This window comes from Aquimarina agarivorans (assembly GCF_000218485.1).
GTDB classification, from domain to species: domain Bacteria; phylum Bacteroidota; class Bacteroidia; order Flavobacteriales; family Flavobacteriaceae; genus Aquimarina; species Aquimarina agarivorans.
Genome location: NZ_AFPB01000174.1, coordinates 105,560 through 122,814 on the forward strand (window position 1 = coordinate 105,560; position 17,255 = coordinate 122,814).

Annotated in this window: 14 protein-coding genes; 7 read left to right on the forward strand and 7 right to left on the reverse strand. The window is 32.4% G+C overall.

The genetic code is table 11. The features are described from left to right. The first annotated feature begins 188 nt into the window (after nucleotides 1–188). Nucleotides 189–395 carry a hypothetical protein gene (locus GMC_RS0115635; protein WP_010523033.1) on the forward strand — a complete coding sequence of 69 codons (207 nt, stop codon included), beginning with the start codon at nucleotides 189–191 and terminating at the stop codon, nucleotides 393–395. A 1-nt stretch (nucleotide 396) separates the two neighbouring features. On the opposite strand, the gene GMC_RS0115640 is transcribed toward GMC_RS0115635, so the two are convergent. The 3 genes from GMC_RS0115640 to GMC_RS0115655 form a co-directional block, all read right to left on the reverse strand. After that, nucleotides 397–1,470 carry a sensor histidine kinase gene (locus tag GMC_RS0115640; RefSeq protein WP_010523034.1) on the reverse strand — a complete coding sequence of 358 codons (1,074 nt, stop codon included), beginning with the start codon at nucleotides 1,468–1,470 and terminating at the stop codon, nucleotides 397–399. Nucleotides 1,471–1,609: 139 nt separating this feature from the next. After that, nucleotides 1,610–2,293: a response regulator transcription factor gene (locus GMC_RS0115645; protein WP_010523035.1), complete on the reverse strand. Its 684-nt coding sequence runs from the start codon at nucleotides 2,291–2,293 to the stop codon at nucleotides 1,610–1,612. Nucleotides 2,294–2,553: 260 nt separating this feature from the next. Further along, a complete protein-coding gene (locus GMC_RS0115655; protein WP_010523036.1) occupies nucleotides 2,554–4,827 on the reverse strand; it encodes an inorganic phosphate transporter in 2,274 nt (757 codons plus the stop codon). 319 nt (nucleotides 4,828–5,146) lie between these two features. On the opposite strand from GMC_RS0115655, the gene GMC_RS0115660 reads away from it, so the two are divergent. The 6 genes from GMC_RS0115660 (at nucleotide 5,147) to dinB (ending at nucleotide 13,235) form a co-directional block, all read left to right on the forward strand. Beyond that, nucleotides 5,147–5,509, forward strand: a complete 363-nt coding sequence (locus tag GMC_RS0115660; protein WP_010523037.1) for a toxin-antitoxin system YwqK family antitoxin — start codon at nucleotides 5,147–5,149, stop codon at nucleotides 5,507–5,509. A gap of 209 nt (nucleotides 5,510–5,718) precedes the next feature. Further along, a complete protein-coding gene (locus tag GMC_RS0115665) occupies nucleotides 5,719–6,075 on the forward strand; it encodes a carboxypeptidase-like regulatory domain-containing protein (RefSeq protein WP_010523038.1) in 357 nt (118 codons plus the stop codon). Between the two features lie 529 nt (nucleotides 6,076–6,604). Further along, nucleotides 6,605–9,313 (forward strand): TonB-dependent receptor, encoded by a 2,709-nt coding sequence (locus tag GMC_RS0115670; protein ID WP_010523039.1) that lies wholly within the window; start codon nucleotides 6,605–6,607, stop codon nucleotides 9,311–9,313. Nucleotides 9,314–9,406: 93 nt separating this feature from the next. After that, entirely contained in the window at nucleotides 9,407–10,618 is a 1,212-nt protein-coding gene (locus GMC_RS0115675) for a beta-helix domain-containing protein (protein WP_010523040.1), read from the forward strand. A gap of 232 nt (nucleotides 10,619–10,850) precedes the next feature. Then, nucleotides 10,851–11,855, forward strand: a complete 1,005-nt coding sequence (locus GMC_RS0115680) for a CARDB domain-containing protein (protein WP_010523041.1) — start codon at nucleotides 10,851–10,853, stop codon at nucleotides 11,853–11,855. A gap of 282 nt (nucleotides 11,856–12,137) precedes the next feature. Beyond that, a complete protein-coding gene (dinB, locus tag GMC_RS0115685) occupies nucleotides 12,138–13,235 on the forward strand; it encodes a DNA polymerase IV (RefSeq protein WP_010523042.1) in 1,098 nt (365 codons plus the stop codon). A gap of 85 nt (nucleotides 13,236–13,320) precedes the next feature. On the opposite strand, the gene GMC_RS0115690 is transcribed toward dinB, so the two are convergent. The 4 genes from GMC_RS0115690 to GMC_RS0115705 all read right to left on the reverse strand — a co-directional run bounded on the left by GMC_RS0115690 (nucleotide 13,321) and on the right by GMC_RS0115705 (nucleotide 17,245). Further along, nucleotides 13,321–13,707 carry a response regulator gene (locus GMC_RS0115690; protein WP_010523043.1) on the reverse strand — a complete coding sequence of 129 codons (387 nt, stop codon included), beginning with the start codon at nucleotides 13,705–13,707 and terminating at the stop codon, nucleotides 13,321–13,323. A gap of 273 nt (nucleotides 13,708–13,980) precedes the next feature. Beyond that, complete coding sequence (locus GMC_RS20140) at nucleotides 13,981–15,213, reverse strand: ATP-binding protein (RefSeq protein WP_316928986.1); 1,233 nt, start codon at nucleotides 15,211–15,213, stop codon at nucleotides 13,981–13,983. A 2-nt stretch (nucleotides 15,214–15,215) separates the two neighbouring features. Further along, the gene (locus tag GMC_RS0115700) at nucleotides 15,216–16,112 is read right to left on the reverse strand and encodes a ligand-binding sensor domain-containing protein (RefSeq protein ID WP_094766310.1); all 897 of its coding nucleotides are present in this window, start codon (nucleotides 16,110–16,112) and stop codon (nucleotides 15,216–15,218) included. Then, on the reverse strand, nucleotides 16,109–17,245 hold the full coding sequence (locus GMC_RS0115705) for a ligand-binding sensor domain-containing protein (protein ID WP_010523046.1): 1,137 nt from the start codon (nucleotides 17,243–17,245) through the stop codon (nucleotides 16,109–16,111). The genes GMC_RS0115700 and GMC_RS0115705 overlap by 4 nt, the downstream gene beginning before the upstream one ends. Nucleotides 17,246–17,255: the final 10 nt, after the last annotated feature.

Here is a 17,255-nt window from a genome sequence, read left to right on the forward strand (position 1 = left end):
AATACATTTATTCGTTATATCTTTAGTATGAGTAGTTTTATTTAAGTTTTTGATTGATTAGTTGAAGTTGATAATTGACTAGGATTAGCTAATTGAAAGTTTTTTGAAGTGTAATTTAAGGCACGTTATTTGATAATGTATTACTTGTTGACTGATTGGTAATAGTGTTATTTTAATGTTTATATTTTATGAAAAAAATTATTATTCCCTTAGCACTTTGTTTATACATTATTTTATTGCAATTTGATAAAATTGATCAAGAGGAATTAAATAGCGAAGCATCTGTTTTTTGTGCTGAGGAACAATTGGCAGTTAAAGAGGAGGCTGTAGTACTGCCTATCCCTGTTGCGTTGGATTGTAATAAATTGGCTAATAAGGATAAAAGTGTTGATTAAATTACCTGTTGTCCAATTCAGGTTCAACAAAAGCACTGGATCTTTCAAGAGTAAACGAAAATTCACTCCCTATGCCGTACACACTGTCTACATAAATATGTTCATTGTGTGCTTCAACAATATGCTTTACAATGGATAAGCCTAAGCCAGAGCCACCTTCGTCCCTAGACCTACTTTTATCCACTCGGTAAAATCGTTCAAAAAGCCTTGGTATAAATTCTTTTTTAATACCCTCGCCATTATCGGTTACCCGTACTATAATTTTTGAGCCTACTAAATCTTCAATACTTACCTCGGTGGTGCCATCCTTATGTCCATATTTAATGGAGTTTACAACTAAATTGGTAAGCACCTGTCTAATACGTTCCCTTTCGGCTTTTACTAAAATAGGTTTCTGATAATTACGATCTAGTATAAGTGCTATATTTTTTTTTCCTGCTTTAATTTCTAAAAGCTCAAATACATTTTGAATCAATTCAACAATGTCAAAATCTTCATATTCTACGGTCATGCTTCCTACCTCTAATTTGGTAATTAAATCCAAATCTTCAATAATATAATTGAGCCTGTCTACGCCTTTGCTGGCTCTTTTTAAATATTTTTTACATAGCTCAGGCTTGTTCATGGCACCATCTAAAAGGGTTAAAATATAGCCTTGTATGGTAAATAAAGGTGTTTTTAACTCGTGCGAAACGTTTCCTAAAAATTCTTTGCGGTAAGCATCACGTCCTTTTAGGGTTTCAATCTCTATTTTTCGTTTTGTAGCGTAGTTTCGTACCTGATCCATTAGCAGTTTCATGTCAGTAATAACTAATGTAGGATTGGATGTTTTTTCTTCAATCATATCCAATTCTTCATAAATACGGTTAACACGACTATAAATGTATTTTTGGGTACGGAATTGCACCAATAAATAAATAGCGGCAAACGCGCCTACCCAAAATAGGAGTACAAATAACAGATTAAAAAAATTAAAGCACCATAACAATCCTGTTAAAAATAAAGTAAGAACCAGACTGGTATAAAGTGCAGTTCTGAAAGAAAATACATTTGGAGTAGTAAAAGACTTAATCATAAAGATTTATGTTTTCAGGCAAACATAAGGTACTTAAAATTTGTAAAACGAGGATCGGGATAAGCTAAAAAAGGCTTAACAAAAGTCAACCCTTTTTAGATATTTTTAAGCAGGATAAACGTGTGTGCAATTAAAAAGGTTACACTACAAATTTATAACCTACACCTTTGATGGTTTTAAAACTCGCATCGCCAATTTTTTCCCTTAGTTTTCTTATGTGTACATCAATAGTTCTGCCTCCAACGATAACCTCTTCACCCCAAACACGTTGCAAAATATCTTCGCGCTTAAATACTTTGCCAGGTTTTGATGCTAATAATGAAAGCAGTTCAAATTCTTTACGCGGTAAAATTAATTCTTTTTTGTTATGGATTACCTTGTACTCATCTCTGTTAATGATGAGTTCGCCTATTTTTAAAGCCTGTGAGTTTTCCTCATCTTTTTTGAACCTTCTTAATAAGGCTTTTACTTTACTTACTAATACTTTTGGTCGAATTGGTTTAGTAATGTAATCATCGGCACCAGCATCAAATCCAGCAACTTGAGAATAATCTTCGCCTCGGGCAGTTAAAAAAGTAATTACGGTATCTTCCAGACCAGGTAGTTTTCTGATTTTTTCGCAAGCTTCAATACCGTCCATTTCGGGCATCATCACATCAAGAATAATTAATTGAGGCTTTATTTTTTTTGCCTTTTTAATTGCTTCCAAACCATTATCCGCAGTGATTACGTTGTAGCCTTCATCGGTAAGGTTATAGCCAACAATTTCTAAAATATCGGGCTCATCATCAACTAAAAGTATGGTGGTGTCTTTTTTATTCATTGTGTAAAATTGTAATAAAATATATGCTTTGTACTTATGCCATAAATTTAGGAAGATCATACAAACAAACTGGTATAAATATACCACTTAATACTAAGTAAACATATTTGTGTACACTTAGTAACAATATGCTAACATAACCACTTCAGCTCAAAACTTTAAATTAACTTAGTTAAGGTTAAAAAAAACAACTCTTAATTTTAACAATTTGATTTTCAAAAATTTGATCAACAATTGGGCTTTGCACCAGTAAATTTAAATTATATCCTTTTTTGATCATTAAAGGTTTGTAGTAAATTCATAGTAGCCGTAATTAAGTCTTTAGTCTCTAAAAGTAATCCAAAATACAGGGTGGTATTTTTAGGACTATCCTCTTCGTTACGTGTACGTTCCACTTGTTTGTTTATTTTGTTGGTTAATACATCGAATAATTGTTGTTTTTCAATAATAATTGAACTGATTTTATCAAAGTCTTTATTGTTGAATATTTTTTTAATTTCAGAAAAGAATCCATCCAAATGCTCCTGAATTTCTTTTAAATCTTTTATTTGATTGTAGCGAAGTTTACGGTGATTGTTATTTACATGTTTGTGGCTTGCTTTGGAAACATATTCAATAGATTGAGAAATATCCTGAAGGTATCCCAAAATATTGATATAAAAGTTACTGGCGCTTACGCTGGAATCTTCCAGATTTTTAATAAAGTAAAAAATGTTATCTCTTAGTTCTTCCACTTCATTATTTAAGCGGTCAATTCCCTTTCTGTTTTTCTTCAGCGCAGCTAAATCATAGGTGGCAAGACTATTAATAGCACCAGCATAAATTTTATTACTTCGGTTTACAAAAGAGTGTATATTTCCGGCGCTTTCATCCATTACCCCTTGTACAGAACTACTTTCGGTTTTGTGTAAGCTTTCATCTTGCTTTACTGCAATGGTTTTTTTGCGGTAGCTTAATGAACTTCTTACCAATAAAAATACGGCAATTAATAAAAGTATTCCCACCATAATTGAACCGCCTAAATGAATAAGAAGAGCCATAATTGCTGCGGCAGTAAACGCACTGAAAGCGGTAAAAAACCAGCCGCCAATAACATTTAGCACTCCAGCCACACGGTATACAGCACTTTCACTACCCCATGCGCGGTCAGCTAATGATGTTCCCATGGCTACCATAAAAGTAACATAAGTGGTGGATAATGGGAGTTTCATTGAGGTGGCAATTGAAATTAATACCCCTGCTACCATTAAATTCACGGCAGCCCTAACGGTGTCAAAAGCGGGCGCATCTTCAGGTAAGGTAGTCACGGGAACTTGCGATTGGTCAAATTGCTGATCGGCAAATTTTTTAAAACTTTCGGGAGCAATTGCTGTTAAATGATCTCCTATTGATATAATAGATCTTACAATGCTTCTAGACAATGCATTGGCTTTAAAGCGTTCGGTACCTTCGCCTTGTCGGGATAAATCGATAGAAGTTTTTACCACATCCCTAGCTTTAGTGGAAAACCACAAGGTTAGTACCATAATAAGTCCAGCAGCTAGCAGTAATAAGGTAGGAGTTTCGGCTTTTTCACCAAGAATTGCCATTGAAAATTCATTGGCAGGCACGCCTGAAGCAATCCACTGCGTGTATGAAGCCCATGCCGCAATGGGAACGCCAATAAAGTTTACCAAGTCATTCCCTGCAAAGGCTAAGGCAAGTGCAAAAGTACCCGCAATTATGATAATTTTATAAATATCAACTTTTAAAAGACTGATTAATAAATAGGAAATAACAGAAAGCGCAATCAGCCCAATACTTCCAATTTGAATCAGGTTTGCGTCAATAAACCCATTTAAGGTTAACGGATTACCGCCTGTATTTTGGTCAATAATTACACCAGCGTAGCTTGTTCCTTTAATTCCTTTAATAACTATAAAGTATAAAATAGACATTAAGGCAATGCCTCCAAATAGAGCGCCAACCCAATTTGCCTTCTTTTTATAATTAAAAGTGATTAATAATCTGGTAACATATTGTACCAAGGCACCAATTGAAAATGCCACTACTACCGAAAGTAAAATACCTACAATAATTTGTGCTGCCTTTTTTGTATTAATATAGTTACCAAGATCAGCTATTGTTTCTGCATCATTGGCAGTTATTTTAATAACGGCAACACAAACCGCAGCACCTAACAGTTCAAATACAATGGAAACTGTGGTGGAAGTTGGCATTCCTAGAGTATTAAAAAAGTCGAGTAAAAGAATATCGGTAATCATTACAGCCATAAAAATGACCATGATTTCATCAAAATAAAATTCCGAGGGGACAAATATACCTTTACGAGCTACTTCCATTAAACCGCTTGAAAAAATAGCTCCGGCAGCCACTCCCAAACTAGCAATAATCATTATTGATTTAAAAGAAATTACTTTTGATCCTATTGCTGAATTTAAAAAGTTTACTGCATCATTACTTACACCAACAACTAAATCTGCTACGGCTAACAGGGCTAAAGCCGCAATCATAAATATGTAAATATTATCCATAAAAGTACTAAAATTTCAAAGTCACAAAAATCATATTAAATTTTATAATAAGTGTTATTGTAATGTTATTATTATTATTATTATTATTATTATTATTCAAATAGAAATGATCTATTTAAATAGTTACTATTAATAGTAATCAATGAAATTTTATTACTGGTGATTGTTAGCACGTTTAATGCTATCTTTAAGGTGTTAAATGTCTGAAAATGTGTTATTTATTTTCTAAATGTTAATTTAATGTTACCAAAATGTTTTTTTAAAGTAAATGTTTTATTATATTTGTAAAGAAATTATTAGTAATATAAAAACATAACCCATGAAAAATATAATCTTATTTATTGCGCTTGTGGCATCTACATTTGCTTTTGCGCAGTCAGAAAAACCTACTTATGAAATTAAGGGAGATTTAATTGAAGGAACATTTTATCACGAAAATGGTAAAATCCAGCAACAAGGTCTTTACAACAAAGCAGGGAAATTACACGGCGAATGGAAGTCTTTTAACGCTAAAGGAGAAAAAGTTGCAGTTGGGAACTACGAAAATGGTAAAAAAACAGGAAAATGGTTCTTTTGGGATGGTTCTGTATTATCAGAAGTAGATTATAGTAACAATGAAATTGCTGCTATTAAAACACATGAAGATGAAAGTAATGTTGTTGTAAATTTTAATAAAAGGTAGGGAATGATATTAATATAGTATGCTACCAAGATAAAGTGTCATAAAAAACTGCTCCACGGGGCAGTTTTTTTATTTTTCTAAATATTGTAAGTCAGTAGCATAGCTATTTTGATAACATTAAATTAACAGTTACACCTCTTTTTCATAAAGATTTATAAACATTAAAAAACGAGTTTGTGCAGTATTTTTGTAATAAATAAAATCCGAATATGAAAGTTATCTTTTTGTTTTTTACCTTAATTGTTACCAATCTTGCACTAGCTCAGCATACTACTAATAGTATTGAGGGCAAACTTTTTGATAGTAGTAACAATAATGAATCCATAACATTTGCCAATGTGGTGGTAAAAGGATTAGGAAAGAGCAGTCTTACCGATTACCGAGGGAATTACGTATTAAAAAATCTAACACCAGGAAAATATACTTTGCTATTTAGTTTTTTAGGATACGAAACTAAAGAAGTTACAGTAGAGGTGATTGAAGGAAAAAAGAAACTTAATGTGTATTTGGAGACTACAAAAGCACTTAATTTTGATGATATTAAATTAGCAGTAAACAACAATTAATTAGCCATTAGTTAACACTTATATAAACAAAAAGCGACCTAAGTATTAGGTCGCTTTTTGTTTATTTATACCATTATTAAATAGCTGCGTTGGCAAGATGATTTAGTGAATAATAGTTTATAAAAATCAGCACCAGTATAAATTTAAGCGCAGTCATTAGCAATGTAAATACAAAAAAAGGCCTCCATAAAAATGAAAGCCTTAGTGAATTGAAAAATCTATAAATGCCTGTTTTGGGGCATTTAAAAATCAAATCAAAAATATGTTTTAAGTGAGTTTTAAAAGTAAACACAATCTTATGGTATTGTTAAACCTAAATTTATTTCAGAATAAAACTAAATTTTTAAAAAACTGATTTACAGTCGCTTCTGTTTGAATACAGGTGTAAGTACAAAAAATACCAACTAACATTAACATAACTTTCACATTTTATCATCACACAAAAGTAACCAGTTATTAACATGGAGATAACATTACGATGGTTTCTTTGCACCGAATTGAAAAATCAAAATAATCAAATTTATCTATTATGAAAAAAGCCTTATTTTTCTTATTGTTATTAGCATCTACAGTTACCTTTGCACAAGGTAATATTCAAGGAGTTGTTAATGATAAAGAATTAGCAGGAAGCCCATTACCTTTTGCTGACGTATATTTAAAAGGAACAACAAAAGGAACAACTACTGATTTTGATGGAAAGTATGTAATCGAAAATATTGACCCAGGTACTTATACTTTGGTAATAAGTTTTGTGGGTTACGAAGCGCAAGAGTTTCCTAACACTTTGGTTAAAGATGGTGAAACTTTAACTGTAAATGCAACATTAAGTGCCTCAGCAGCCTCCTTAAGTAACGTAATTGTTCAAGGAACATCTGCTGTAAAAGAAAGTGAAAGTGCATTGTTGGTTGAGCAGAAGAAGGCTGTGGAGATTAAGCAGGCTATTGGAGCAAAGGAAATCAGTAAAAAAGGAGTTAGTGATGCTGAAGGAGCAGTTGTTAAAGTTGTTGGAATTACTAAACAGCAAGGACGAAAAAATGTTTTTGTTCGTGGATTAGGAGATAGATATAATACAACTACATTAAATGGTCTTCCTTTACCTTCTGAAAATCCTGATTTTAAAAATATCAACTTGGATTTTTTTAGTACTGACTTAATTCAATCTGTCAATATTAATAAAAATAATAATGCATCTTTATATGGTGATGCTACAGGTGCCAATGTGGATATTATATCTAAAGAATTATCAGGAAAAGATTTTCTAAAATTAGATGTGTCAACAGGTATAAATACAAATACTTACGATAGAAGCTTTGTAAACATTGATGGTGGTACTGATTTAGGTTTTACTGACTCAAATATACCAATTGACAATTTGAATTTTTATGATTTCGAAAATTCGATTAACAACGATGGTGTTCAGTCTTTTCAAAATAATTTAGGTGTTTCACTTTCTGGAGGTAAAAAGTTTTATATAGGTGATAATAAATTAAAAGTATTAGCTACGGCAAATATCCAAAATGATTACCAAAGAATAGAGAGTCCTTTAAGGCAAACAACTAATGATGGAACTGTTTTTAGAGATCAAGCTAGGACTTCTTATGAGTATGAAGTATCACAACAATTTTTCGGAAACTTTAAGTATTCGTTTGGAGGACATGAAATTGCTTTAAATAGTCTTTATATACATAAAAACACTCAAAATTTAACAGAAGCTTTTGGTTTGGATACGCCAGAAGAAGTAGGGGACTTAAATTTTGTTAGAAGACAGCAAATTAATGATAATAATTTAATAGTAAACCAGCTGATATCTGATTTCGAAATTACAGATAAAATTGATTTTAGCGCGTCTGGAGCGTATAATAAAATAATAGCGACAGAACCTGACCGTAGATCGAATGATATTTTAGTTAGGGGAGGTGATTTTGTTGTAAACCCAGGTAGTGCAGGAAATAATGAAAGATATTTTTCGAGACTTGAAGAAGATGATTATGCAATTAATACTTTTTTCAAATTTGATTTTTCTAATGAAGATGATGATAAAAACAGAGATTTATTTGTAGGGTATAATTATCGTAATACATTCAGAACTTTTGATGCAACTATTTTTAATCATGATTTTGACACAACTTTTGGTTTAGATATTGATGATTTGGACGCTACGTTTAATCAATCAAATATTAATAATATTTTTAGATTAATCACTGGTAGAGGAAGGGCAGGAAATCCTAGAGCTTTTATACCTTTTTTCTATGATGGGGAAAGAATTATTAATTCATTTTATACAAAATTCAATTATGAATTTAGTGAGAAATTTTTCGCATCGGTTGGTTTAAGATATGAGCAAGTTGACTTAGAGGTGGATTTTAATACTAATATCGCTAATAGTTTAACAGACGGTTTAGCTTTAATTGATGAAGATTATTTTTTACCAAGTTTAAGTTTAAAATATGCTGTAAATGATAAAATGAATATTAGGTTAGGAAGTAGTTTGAGTTATACTTTACCACAGTTTTTAGAGATAGCTCCATTTTTGTATCAAGATATAAATAATTCTATACAAGGAAATCAAAATCTATTTCCATCAGAAAATATTAATGCAGATTTGAAATTAGAATATTTCTTTGAAAGAGATGAGTTTGTTGCTTTATCTGGATTTTACAAAAACATAAAAGATCCAATTGCAAGATCAGAAGTGCCTAGTGCAGGTAATACATTAACTTTTTTGAATGTAGGGGGTGAAGCAACAGTATTTGGTTTAGAACTAGAATTGAGAAAGAATTTAATTGCAGACGATTTCAATACGCTAACAGTTGATTTCAATGGGTCATACTTAGTTACAGATCAAGAGTTGACAAATGTATTTGCTTCGTTTACAAATGAAAAAGATGAATTAGAAGGTGCCACACCAGTGTTGCTAAATTCTTCTTTAGTTTATAATTACAAAAATGATAATGATAAAGAACTGTTAACTTCTTTAGTATTTAATTATTTTTCAGATAGAATATACTCAATAGGAACTAGAGGATTTGAAAATATTGTGGAAAAAGGAGTTCCAACTTTAGATTTTGTTTCTAAATATAATTTCAATAAAAAATCAGCGATATCTTTTAAGGTAAAAAATATCTTGAATCAAGATTTTGAATTCCAGAGAGAAGGAGCTGGAAATGTAGAGGATATTACTATAAGCAAGTACAATACTGGATTAGATATTAGTATCGGATATTCACATTCTTTTTAAATTTAAAAATTACAATTAGTTAATATTATTTTAACATTTATTATCTATTGTCAATATATTTTTGTCAAAAATTAATATTTAAATACACGAAAAATGAAAAAATTTTTAATCCCAATAGTATCGTTAGCTCTATTGTTTTCGGTAAGTTGCTCTGATGATGATTCATCAAGAGAGCCTCGTGAAAATCCTGGAGAATCAGTTTCAACAGATATAGCAGGGAATTTAACTTCAGACAGAACTTTAACAGCAGGAGAGTATACTTTAACAACTACGTTATTTGTAAAATCTGGTGCAACTTTGACTATAGAACCAGGTGTTACAATTAAGGCAACAGCGGGAGGAACAGATGCATTTATTATTGTGGAAAGAGGTGCGAAAATTATGGCAGAAGGTACAGCATCTCAGCCTATCAGATTCACCTCAAGTGCAGATAATCAAAGGTCTGGTGATTGGGGAGGTTTAATTATAAATGGTAGAGCACCAATTAGTAGACAAGCAGGAGCACCTAGCGAAGCAGCAACAGAAGTAAGAACTGATATTTTATTTGGTGGTGATGATGCAGCAGATAATTCTGGGGTATTGAATTATGTAATTTTAGAATACACAGGAGCACGTATTGGTGATGATGCTGAGCATAATGGATTAACTTTAAATGGAGTTGGTTCAGGTACTAAAATTTCTAATATTGCTATTCTTAATGGAGATGATGATGCAATTGAGTGGTTTGGTGGTTCTGTTGATGTGACTAATTTGTTAGTTGTAAATGCTAGAGATGATATGTTTGATGTTTCGCAGGGTTGGACAGGAACTTTAAAAAATGCCTATGGAATTAGACAATCAAATTTCAATTTAGTTACCTCTAGTCCTAGAGGGATTGAATCAGACGGAAACTTGGATGGTAAATCACCATCAGATATAGGACAGTCTTCTTTCACGATGGAGAATATAACAATTGTAAATCAAAATGACGGTATTGCCTTAAATGATGCTATAAAGGTAAGAAGAGGTGCGACCGCTAATATCATTAATGCATTAGTAATAGATCCAGATAATGGAGTGTTTTTAGGAACAGATAAAGATGGTGATGACATTAAGTCAGGATTTTCGGATTTTGTTGATTTTGAAGACGGAAGAGGAAATGCAAATTCAGCTTCAACTGTGAATGTGTCAGGAACAGGAATTTCTGAAACAGATATAAAATTAGGAGATGCTACAGAGGCAGCAGTTACTGTGCCTGCTACAGCTAATACAGGAGCAGATACTTCTGTGTTTGGATGGACAAACTTTACTTTTCCAACTTTCTAGTCAAGAATTATAAACTTTAGAGTAAAAAAAAGACCGCAATTCGCGGTCTTTTTTTGTTTCATATTAGGCCTAGTTGTAATAAATACAAATTATTTCAAATAACATACAAGTAGATCACTTTAAATAATTATAAAATGTGTAACTGCTTATTTAATAATCACTTAATAAGTATTGTGGTGGATAAGATATTATTAGTCAACACCTTAGAATATAACTTAAAATTTAATTCATTATGAAAAAATTATTGAGCTTACTAATAGCATTAACATCAATTAGTATTGCTTTTGGGCAAGAGTTAAACATCAAAAACCTTAAGATTAATGCTAGTCGTTCTAAAACTTTCAAACAATTTGAAAGATTTGATTATCAATTTGAAATTAAAGGAACTTATAGTAGTGTGGGTTTATTTCTTTACTATGAGCGTATATCACCAGAAACTTCAATTGGAGTTCAATATTGGAATGAAGACAGGGACAATAATTTAGTTTTTACGAATTATGAAGTACATAAAACTTGGTCACCAATATGGAGTAATATAACAGTAAGTATACCAGGGAAGAAATTTTATTTAGTAGCTAAATATAAGGGTATAGAAAAAGTATTGACTTATACAGCACCTGGTAGAACTAACCCAACACTATCAGGAGAGCCAAAATTAACTCTTGATAAAAATCAAACAACGGTGTTTAGCGATTGTAGTAGTTGTTCATCTGTAAACGATCGTCATTCATTACGTGGTTTTATTAGTTCTTTTAATATTTCTGCTTCAATTCGAAATACAGGTAATGCAGCTTCAAATAATACAACTTTAAAGTTTTATGGGTCAAGAGATACTAAGCTAGATAATGGAGATAAAAATGCTTTTAGAGATGTTAGAATATCAAGTTTGAGACCTAATAATGTTGGAGGAGGAAGCGTTACTATATCTGCATCAGATATTATATTTGATACTTTTACGCCTGGTAATTATAACTTATTATTTGTAATTGATGGTAAAGTTATAGGTTCTGTTCCATTCAGATTTTCTGCAACAGCATCAGGGTTTAAAACACTAAGCAGTTTGGAAGAAAAGAATAAACCTAAAGAACTAAAAATCTTCGACCTAACGGGTAGAATTATTCTTGAAAAAACAATTAATTCAAAAGAAGATGAGGAAGAAACTATAAAAAATGAACTAAACGCAGGTTTATACATTATAAGATCGGGTACTAACGTATACAAGCTTTATAAAGAATAAAACCGAATTTAACAAAGTCAGAGATCATTGTTATTAAAGCCACACGTGTAAGCGTGTGGTTTTTTGCATTAAGTGGTTGAGTAGCGCATCTTGATACACTATGCTCCATTGCATTGCGCAAAGCACTCGATGAGACATTTTGTTTAGTGATATAATTTCAGTGATAATCAAGTACTGGTTCGAGTATTTCCATGCAGCGGTAGCGGAATGGAAATGTATCGAGAACTGTTTAGCACTGTTTATTGAATTCGTTTGAACTAGAAAATCCAATATCTTTGTTGTATGGATTTTGATACGTCGCGCAAAATAATACATGTGGATATGGATGCCTTTTACGCATCGGTGGAGCAGCGGGACAATCCTGATTTAAAAGGCAAGGCTATTGCAGTGGGCGGCAGTTCCGATCGTGGAGTAATTAGCGCAGCTAGTTATGAGGCGCGTAAGTTTGGTGTCCGCAGTGCCATGAGTAGTGTGGTGGCAAAAAAACTATGTCCTGAACTTATTTTTGTAAGGCATCATTTTGAGCGTTACAAAGAGGTGTCACAGCAAGTACGGGCTATTTTTTTTGAGTATACAGATTTGGTAGAACCGCTATCCTTAGATGAGGCGTATTTGGACGTTACCGTTAATAAAAAAGGAAATCCTAGCGCCACTTTGATTGCCGAAGAAATACGTGAAAAAATTTTACAAAAAACGGGTTTAACAGCATCGGCAGGAATTTCAATTAATAAATTTATTGCCAAAGTAGCTAGCGATTATAATAAGCCTAACGGACAAAAAACCGTACATCCCACAGAAGTTTTAGATTTTTTAGAGGCTTTGGACATTAAAAAGTTTTATGGCGTGGGTAAAGTAACTCAAAAAAAAATGTATGCCTTGGGTATTTACACTGGGGCAGACTTAAAGACAAAAACGGAAGCCTATTTAACCGAAAACTTTGGCAAGTCCGGTGCACATTATTATCGGATTGTTCGTGGGATACATCATAGTGCTGTAAAACCTCATCGTACCCGAAAATCTATTGGAGCAGAACGTACGTTTAATGAAAATTTAGCTTCGGAAATTTTTATGGAAGAACGCTTAAAAGAGTTATCCGAGGAGTTAGCGCGTAGACTGACCAAAAGTGATGTGGCAGGAAAAACCATTACTTTAAAAATTAAATACAGTGATTTTTCAGTGCACACACGTTCCAAAACAATAGCCTATTATATTTGTGATGCGAATTTGTTGTTTGAAGTTGCTAAGGAACTATTGTACCAACAAAAAATGGAAAATTCGGTACGTTTGCTTGGTTTGTCCTTAAACAATTTAAATAATGTAAAAACCAAGCAAAAAGACACTCCCAAAAATATAGATGTGCAATTGGAATTTAAATTTTAATTCCAATCAATAGCTAGTGAAATTAAAGTGCACAAATCGGGTTAAAACGTTTAATGACTGCAGTACTTTCAATTTAAAAAAGAGATTAACAAGCCGCTACAGCTGGTAAAATGTAACTGACAAGCGACTCAAAATCCTTTCGGATTATAGGTTTTGCTAAAAAAGCATTGCAGCCTAGTTTTTTAGCCTTTAGGCGATGGTCTTTGGAACAATGTGCCGTTTGTATTATAATTGGAATATTAGGGTAGCGTTGCTTTAAAATTTCTGAAGCATCAAAACCATTCATGATTGGCATTTCAATATCCATTAAAATAAGATCGGTATCCTGAGTGCAAAATTCAACGGCTTCTTTACCGTTTATAGCATGCTGAATATTCAGCGGAGATTTTATGATGCGCTGTAATAGCTTTTGAAGTAAAACGAAATTTAAATTCTCATCTTCTGAGATTAATATGTTGATTGGTTTTAACATACTTGGGGGTATTTAAATCTAAATACTAAAAATGTATTCAAAAACTAAAACGATTTAGTTAAAATTTTAAGATACTAATTCTCATTTAACTTAAAATCAATGCAATTCGATTTAAAAAAAATAATATGAATATAGATACATTCTTCTTTATTAAAACGGTATCATTTTCGGAGATAGATTTTGTATTTCTGGCGTAAGCGGAAAAAATGCCTGATTACCTATTAATATATACAAGAAATGACAAAAAGGGCATAAAGCATTGTAGCGATCAAATTAGGTGGTATAAGTCGGTATTTGTACATAAAATGTTGCGCCTTTACCAATTTCAGATGCCACCCGGATACTGCCCTTAAAAGTATGGGTTAATTTTTGCGAAATCGAAAGGCCAATTCCCGTACCCCGATACACTTTTTCAATATTATTTCCTGCTTTTAAAAACGGATTAAAAATAACCTCCAAGTCCTTTTCCGCAATACCAATACCAGTATCTTGTACAAAAAAGGTAATTTTTTTGGAAGTTGCTGACAATTCAAAGCCAAAAGATATCAGCCCTTTTTCAGTAAATTTAAAGGCATTGTTAAGCAGGTTGGTCAGTATTTGTTTTAGCCTGACCGGATCGGTACGGATTACTGTGTTTTTTTGAATTTCGGTATGTAAAAAGTGCAGTTTTAAAAGGTCGGTTTCCTTTTGTTTGTAAATAGTTTCAATTTCACTTAAAAACGTAAAAATGTTTACTTCGTTAAGTTGTAAATCAATTCCCTGAGCATCCAGTATGGAAATGTCCAAAATATCATCAATTAAAACCAAAAGGCTATCGTAACTACTATTAATGATCTCAATATATTCGGAACGTTCTTCTTTACTAATATCTTCTTCATTCAATAAATTAGAAAATCCATAAATAGCATTCATTGGAGTTCTAATTTCGTGACTCATATTGGCAATAAATGCTGATTTCAGTCGGTCCGATTCTTCAGCTTTTAATTTCGCTTTATTTAGTTCATTAGTACGGCCTTCTACAAGTTTTTCCAAATGATTTCTGTGGTCGGAAAGTTCCTTGTTTTGTTTTTTTATCTCATTGGTTCGTAAAGCCACCTGTTCCTTTAAAAGGCGTTCTTGTCTTTTGTAAAAAGTAAGACGCATAAAATAAAAAATCAACGGGAGCATTAATACAAAAATGGCTAAAAGTGTTTTAAATAAATCGGTTTTGTGCCAAGGTGCGCTGATGTTAATGAGTAATATTTTTGGTAATTCGGACCATTTTCCGTCGTTATTGGATCCCAATACTTTAAAGGCGTAATTCCCAAGTTTGATATTTGTGTAGGTAGCTGCTAGGGAGGTGCCTGCATCAATCCAAACCTTGTCATACCCTTCCAATTTATAACGGTAATTGTTTTTTTCAGGATGCAGGTAATTTAAACCGGTGTATGAAATTACAAAACTAGACTGTTTGTGGTTAAGCTTTATTTTTTTTTCGTGTTGGGATTTTCTAATATCGACTGGTATTTTTAACGCTCATTTGGTTGCGAATGTAGCACGGCTAAAGAGGTAATAGCCAAAGAAGGTGATTTTTGATTGGTTTTTAACGCATCAGGATTAAAGTAATTTAATCCGTTGGAGGTACCAAAATAAAAAGTGCCCTTACTATTCATATAAGCAGCCTCTTTTTTAAATTCGCTGGAGGCAAAACCATCCTGTTTGGTATATTTGGTAATGGAATTATCTTTTTCATTAATTTTAAAAATACCGTTATTAGTGGAAGTCCATAGCAATCCGTTTTTGTCTTCGATAATCGACTTTATAGATAAATCAGTTAATTCTTTATACTTGTTATAAGCAATGTATATTTCTGTTTTTTTATCAAATTGAAAAATGCCAATGTTAGTGCCAATCCAAATATTATTTTTAGAGTCCGAAAGGGAACACATAAACAATATAGGTTCTATACTTTGGTGAGTGTTAAATGGAAATTCTTGAAAGGTGTTGTTGTCAGGATTAAAAAATATAAGTGAATGGTAGGTGTTTAAAAGTAATGCTCTCTCTTGAGTTTGTTGAATGTTGGTAATGTCCCTTACATAATTCCCATCAGGATATTTCAGCACGTGCTGAAAGCTTTTAAAGCTGTCATTTTGGTAATTGTATTGATACAGTCCACCACCTGCAGTGCCAATCCAAAGCCTTTGCTGCTGGTCTTCGGCAATAGTCAACACATGATCGCTGTGTATATTACCCTCCTTTGAAGAAGCTAAATAACGTTTAAAGTTATCCTTTTCGTAATTGTATAAATTTAAGCATCCATCCCAAGTGCCCACCCATAAATTACCGCGACTATCTTTATAAATTTTATGAAAAGGGTCCCGGCTTAAACTGTTTTTATCACTAGCTTGATAGGTGTAGTGTTTTATAGTGTTATTTTTTTGTTTAGTTTAGAAATTCCACCCTCGGTACCAATCCATAAAAACTGTTCTTCCTCCACAATTTCGTTTACTAAGTTATTTTCAATGGGTGTTTCATTGGAGTTTCTGTCAATTGTTCTAATTTTCTTTTCCCTTTTACTGGTGTAATTTAGTCCGCCCCCAAAAGTACCTACCCAAATGTCGCCAGCATTATCTTCCAGGATACTAAAAATAGAGTTGTCGCTAATACTTTTGGGATCGCTAATTCGGTATTTAAAAATAGTAGATTCATGGGTATTTAAATCAATTTTTTCTAGCCCTTTGTTGGAAGCTCTTCCTATCCACAATATATTATCCTGATCTACGTGCAAATGTAAAATAGTTCCATCGCTGTATTTTTTAAAAGTTTTCGACCCTTCTTTTGGATTGTAGTAAAACAATCCATCCTGACCAAAACCTATCCAGTAAGTACCGGATTTATCTTCGGTTATGGCCAAAACATCGTGTTTAGTTTGTGGATTTAGATGTTCAAAATGGCTAAACTTTTCAAATTTTTGAGTCTTTGGACTGTATTTAAAAATACATCCTGTGGAGGTAAACCATAAATTCTTTTTAGAGTCCTGAAAAATTTTATAAAACCTTTTTTTGTAAAGCGGATGCTTGGGATTAGTACTAAAATTAATGGAAGTACTGTCCTTGGTATTTAGCTTTATTAATCCTGATTGACTGGTAAGCCAGGTGGTGCTTTCGTTTTCAGTAAAAACATCCCTATAATTAAGTTTTGGGCTTGCTTTATGAAGTGTTAATTGGTTGTTTTTAAAAATATACAAACCACTGGAGGTAGCCGTCCAAAGTTCATCTTTTTGTTTTTGAGTAATACTATTAAAAGCAATATTTCCTAAGGAGTTATTAAATTCATTTTTAGGGCGGTAAGTTTTGCATTGGTAGCCATCAAATCTATTTAGTCCATCGCCCGTGCCTATCCAAATAAATCCAATGTCATCCTGAAAAATACTGTACACCCAATTGTTTGATAAGCCATAATTTTGTCCTATTCGCTTAAATGTATACTTAGTTGCATCCTGAGCTTGACATAAAGGCGTGAAAAAAAGGGAAAACAATAAAATTCTTACAAAATTCACAATTATTTAT

Coding starts and splice junctions, on each gene's coding strand:
- GMC_RS0115635 (WP_010523033.1), top strand. CDS start 189: ATGAAAAAAATTATTATTCCCTTAGCACTTTGTTTATACATTATTTTA.
- GMC_RS0115640 (WP_010523034.1), bottom strand. CDS start 1,470: ATGATTAAGTCTTTTACTACTCCAAATGTATTTTCTTTCAGAACTGCA.
- GMC_RS0115645 (WP_010523035.1), bottom strand. CDS start 2,293: ATGAATAAAAAAGACACCACCATACTTTTAGTTGATGATGAGCCCGAT.
- GMC_RS0115655 (WP_010523036.1), bottom strand. CDS start 4,827: ATGGATAATATTTACATATTTATGATTGCGGCTTTAGCCCTGTTAGCC.
- GMC_RS0115660 (WP_010523037.1), top strand. CDS start 5,147: ATGAAAAATATAATCTTATTTATTGCGCTTGTGGCATCTACATTTGCT.
- GMC_RS0115665 (WP_010523038.1), top strand. CDS start 5,719: ATGAAAGTTATCTTTTTGTTTTTTACCTTAATTGTTACCAATCTTGCA.
- GMC_RS0115670 (WP_010523039.1), top strand. CDS start 6,605: ATGAAAAAAGCCTTATTTTTCTTATTGTTATTAGCATCTACAGTTACC.
- GMC_RS0115675 (WP_010523040.1), top strand. CDS start 9,407: ATGAAAAAATTTTTAATCCCAATAGTATCGTTAGCTCTATTGTTTTCG.
- GMC_RS0115680 (WP_010523041.1), top strand. CDS start 10,851: ATGAAAAAATTATTGAGCTTACTAATAGCATTAACATCAATTAGTATT.
- dinB (WP_010523042.1), top strand. CDS start 12,138: ATGGATTTTGATACGTCGCGCAAAATAATACATGTGGATATGGATGCC.
- GMC_RS0115690 (WP_010523043.1), bottom strand. CDS start 13,707: ATGTTAAAACCAATCAACATATTAATCTCAGAAGATGAGAATTTAAAT.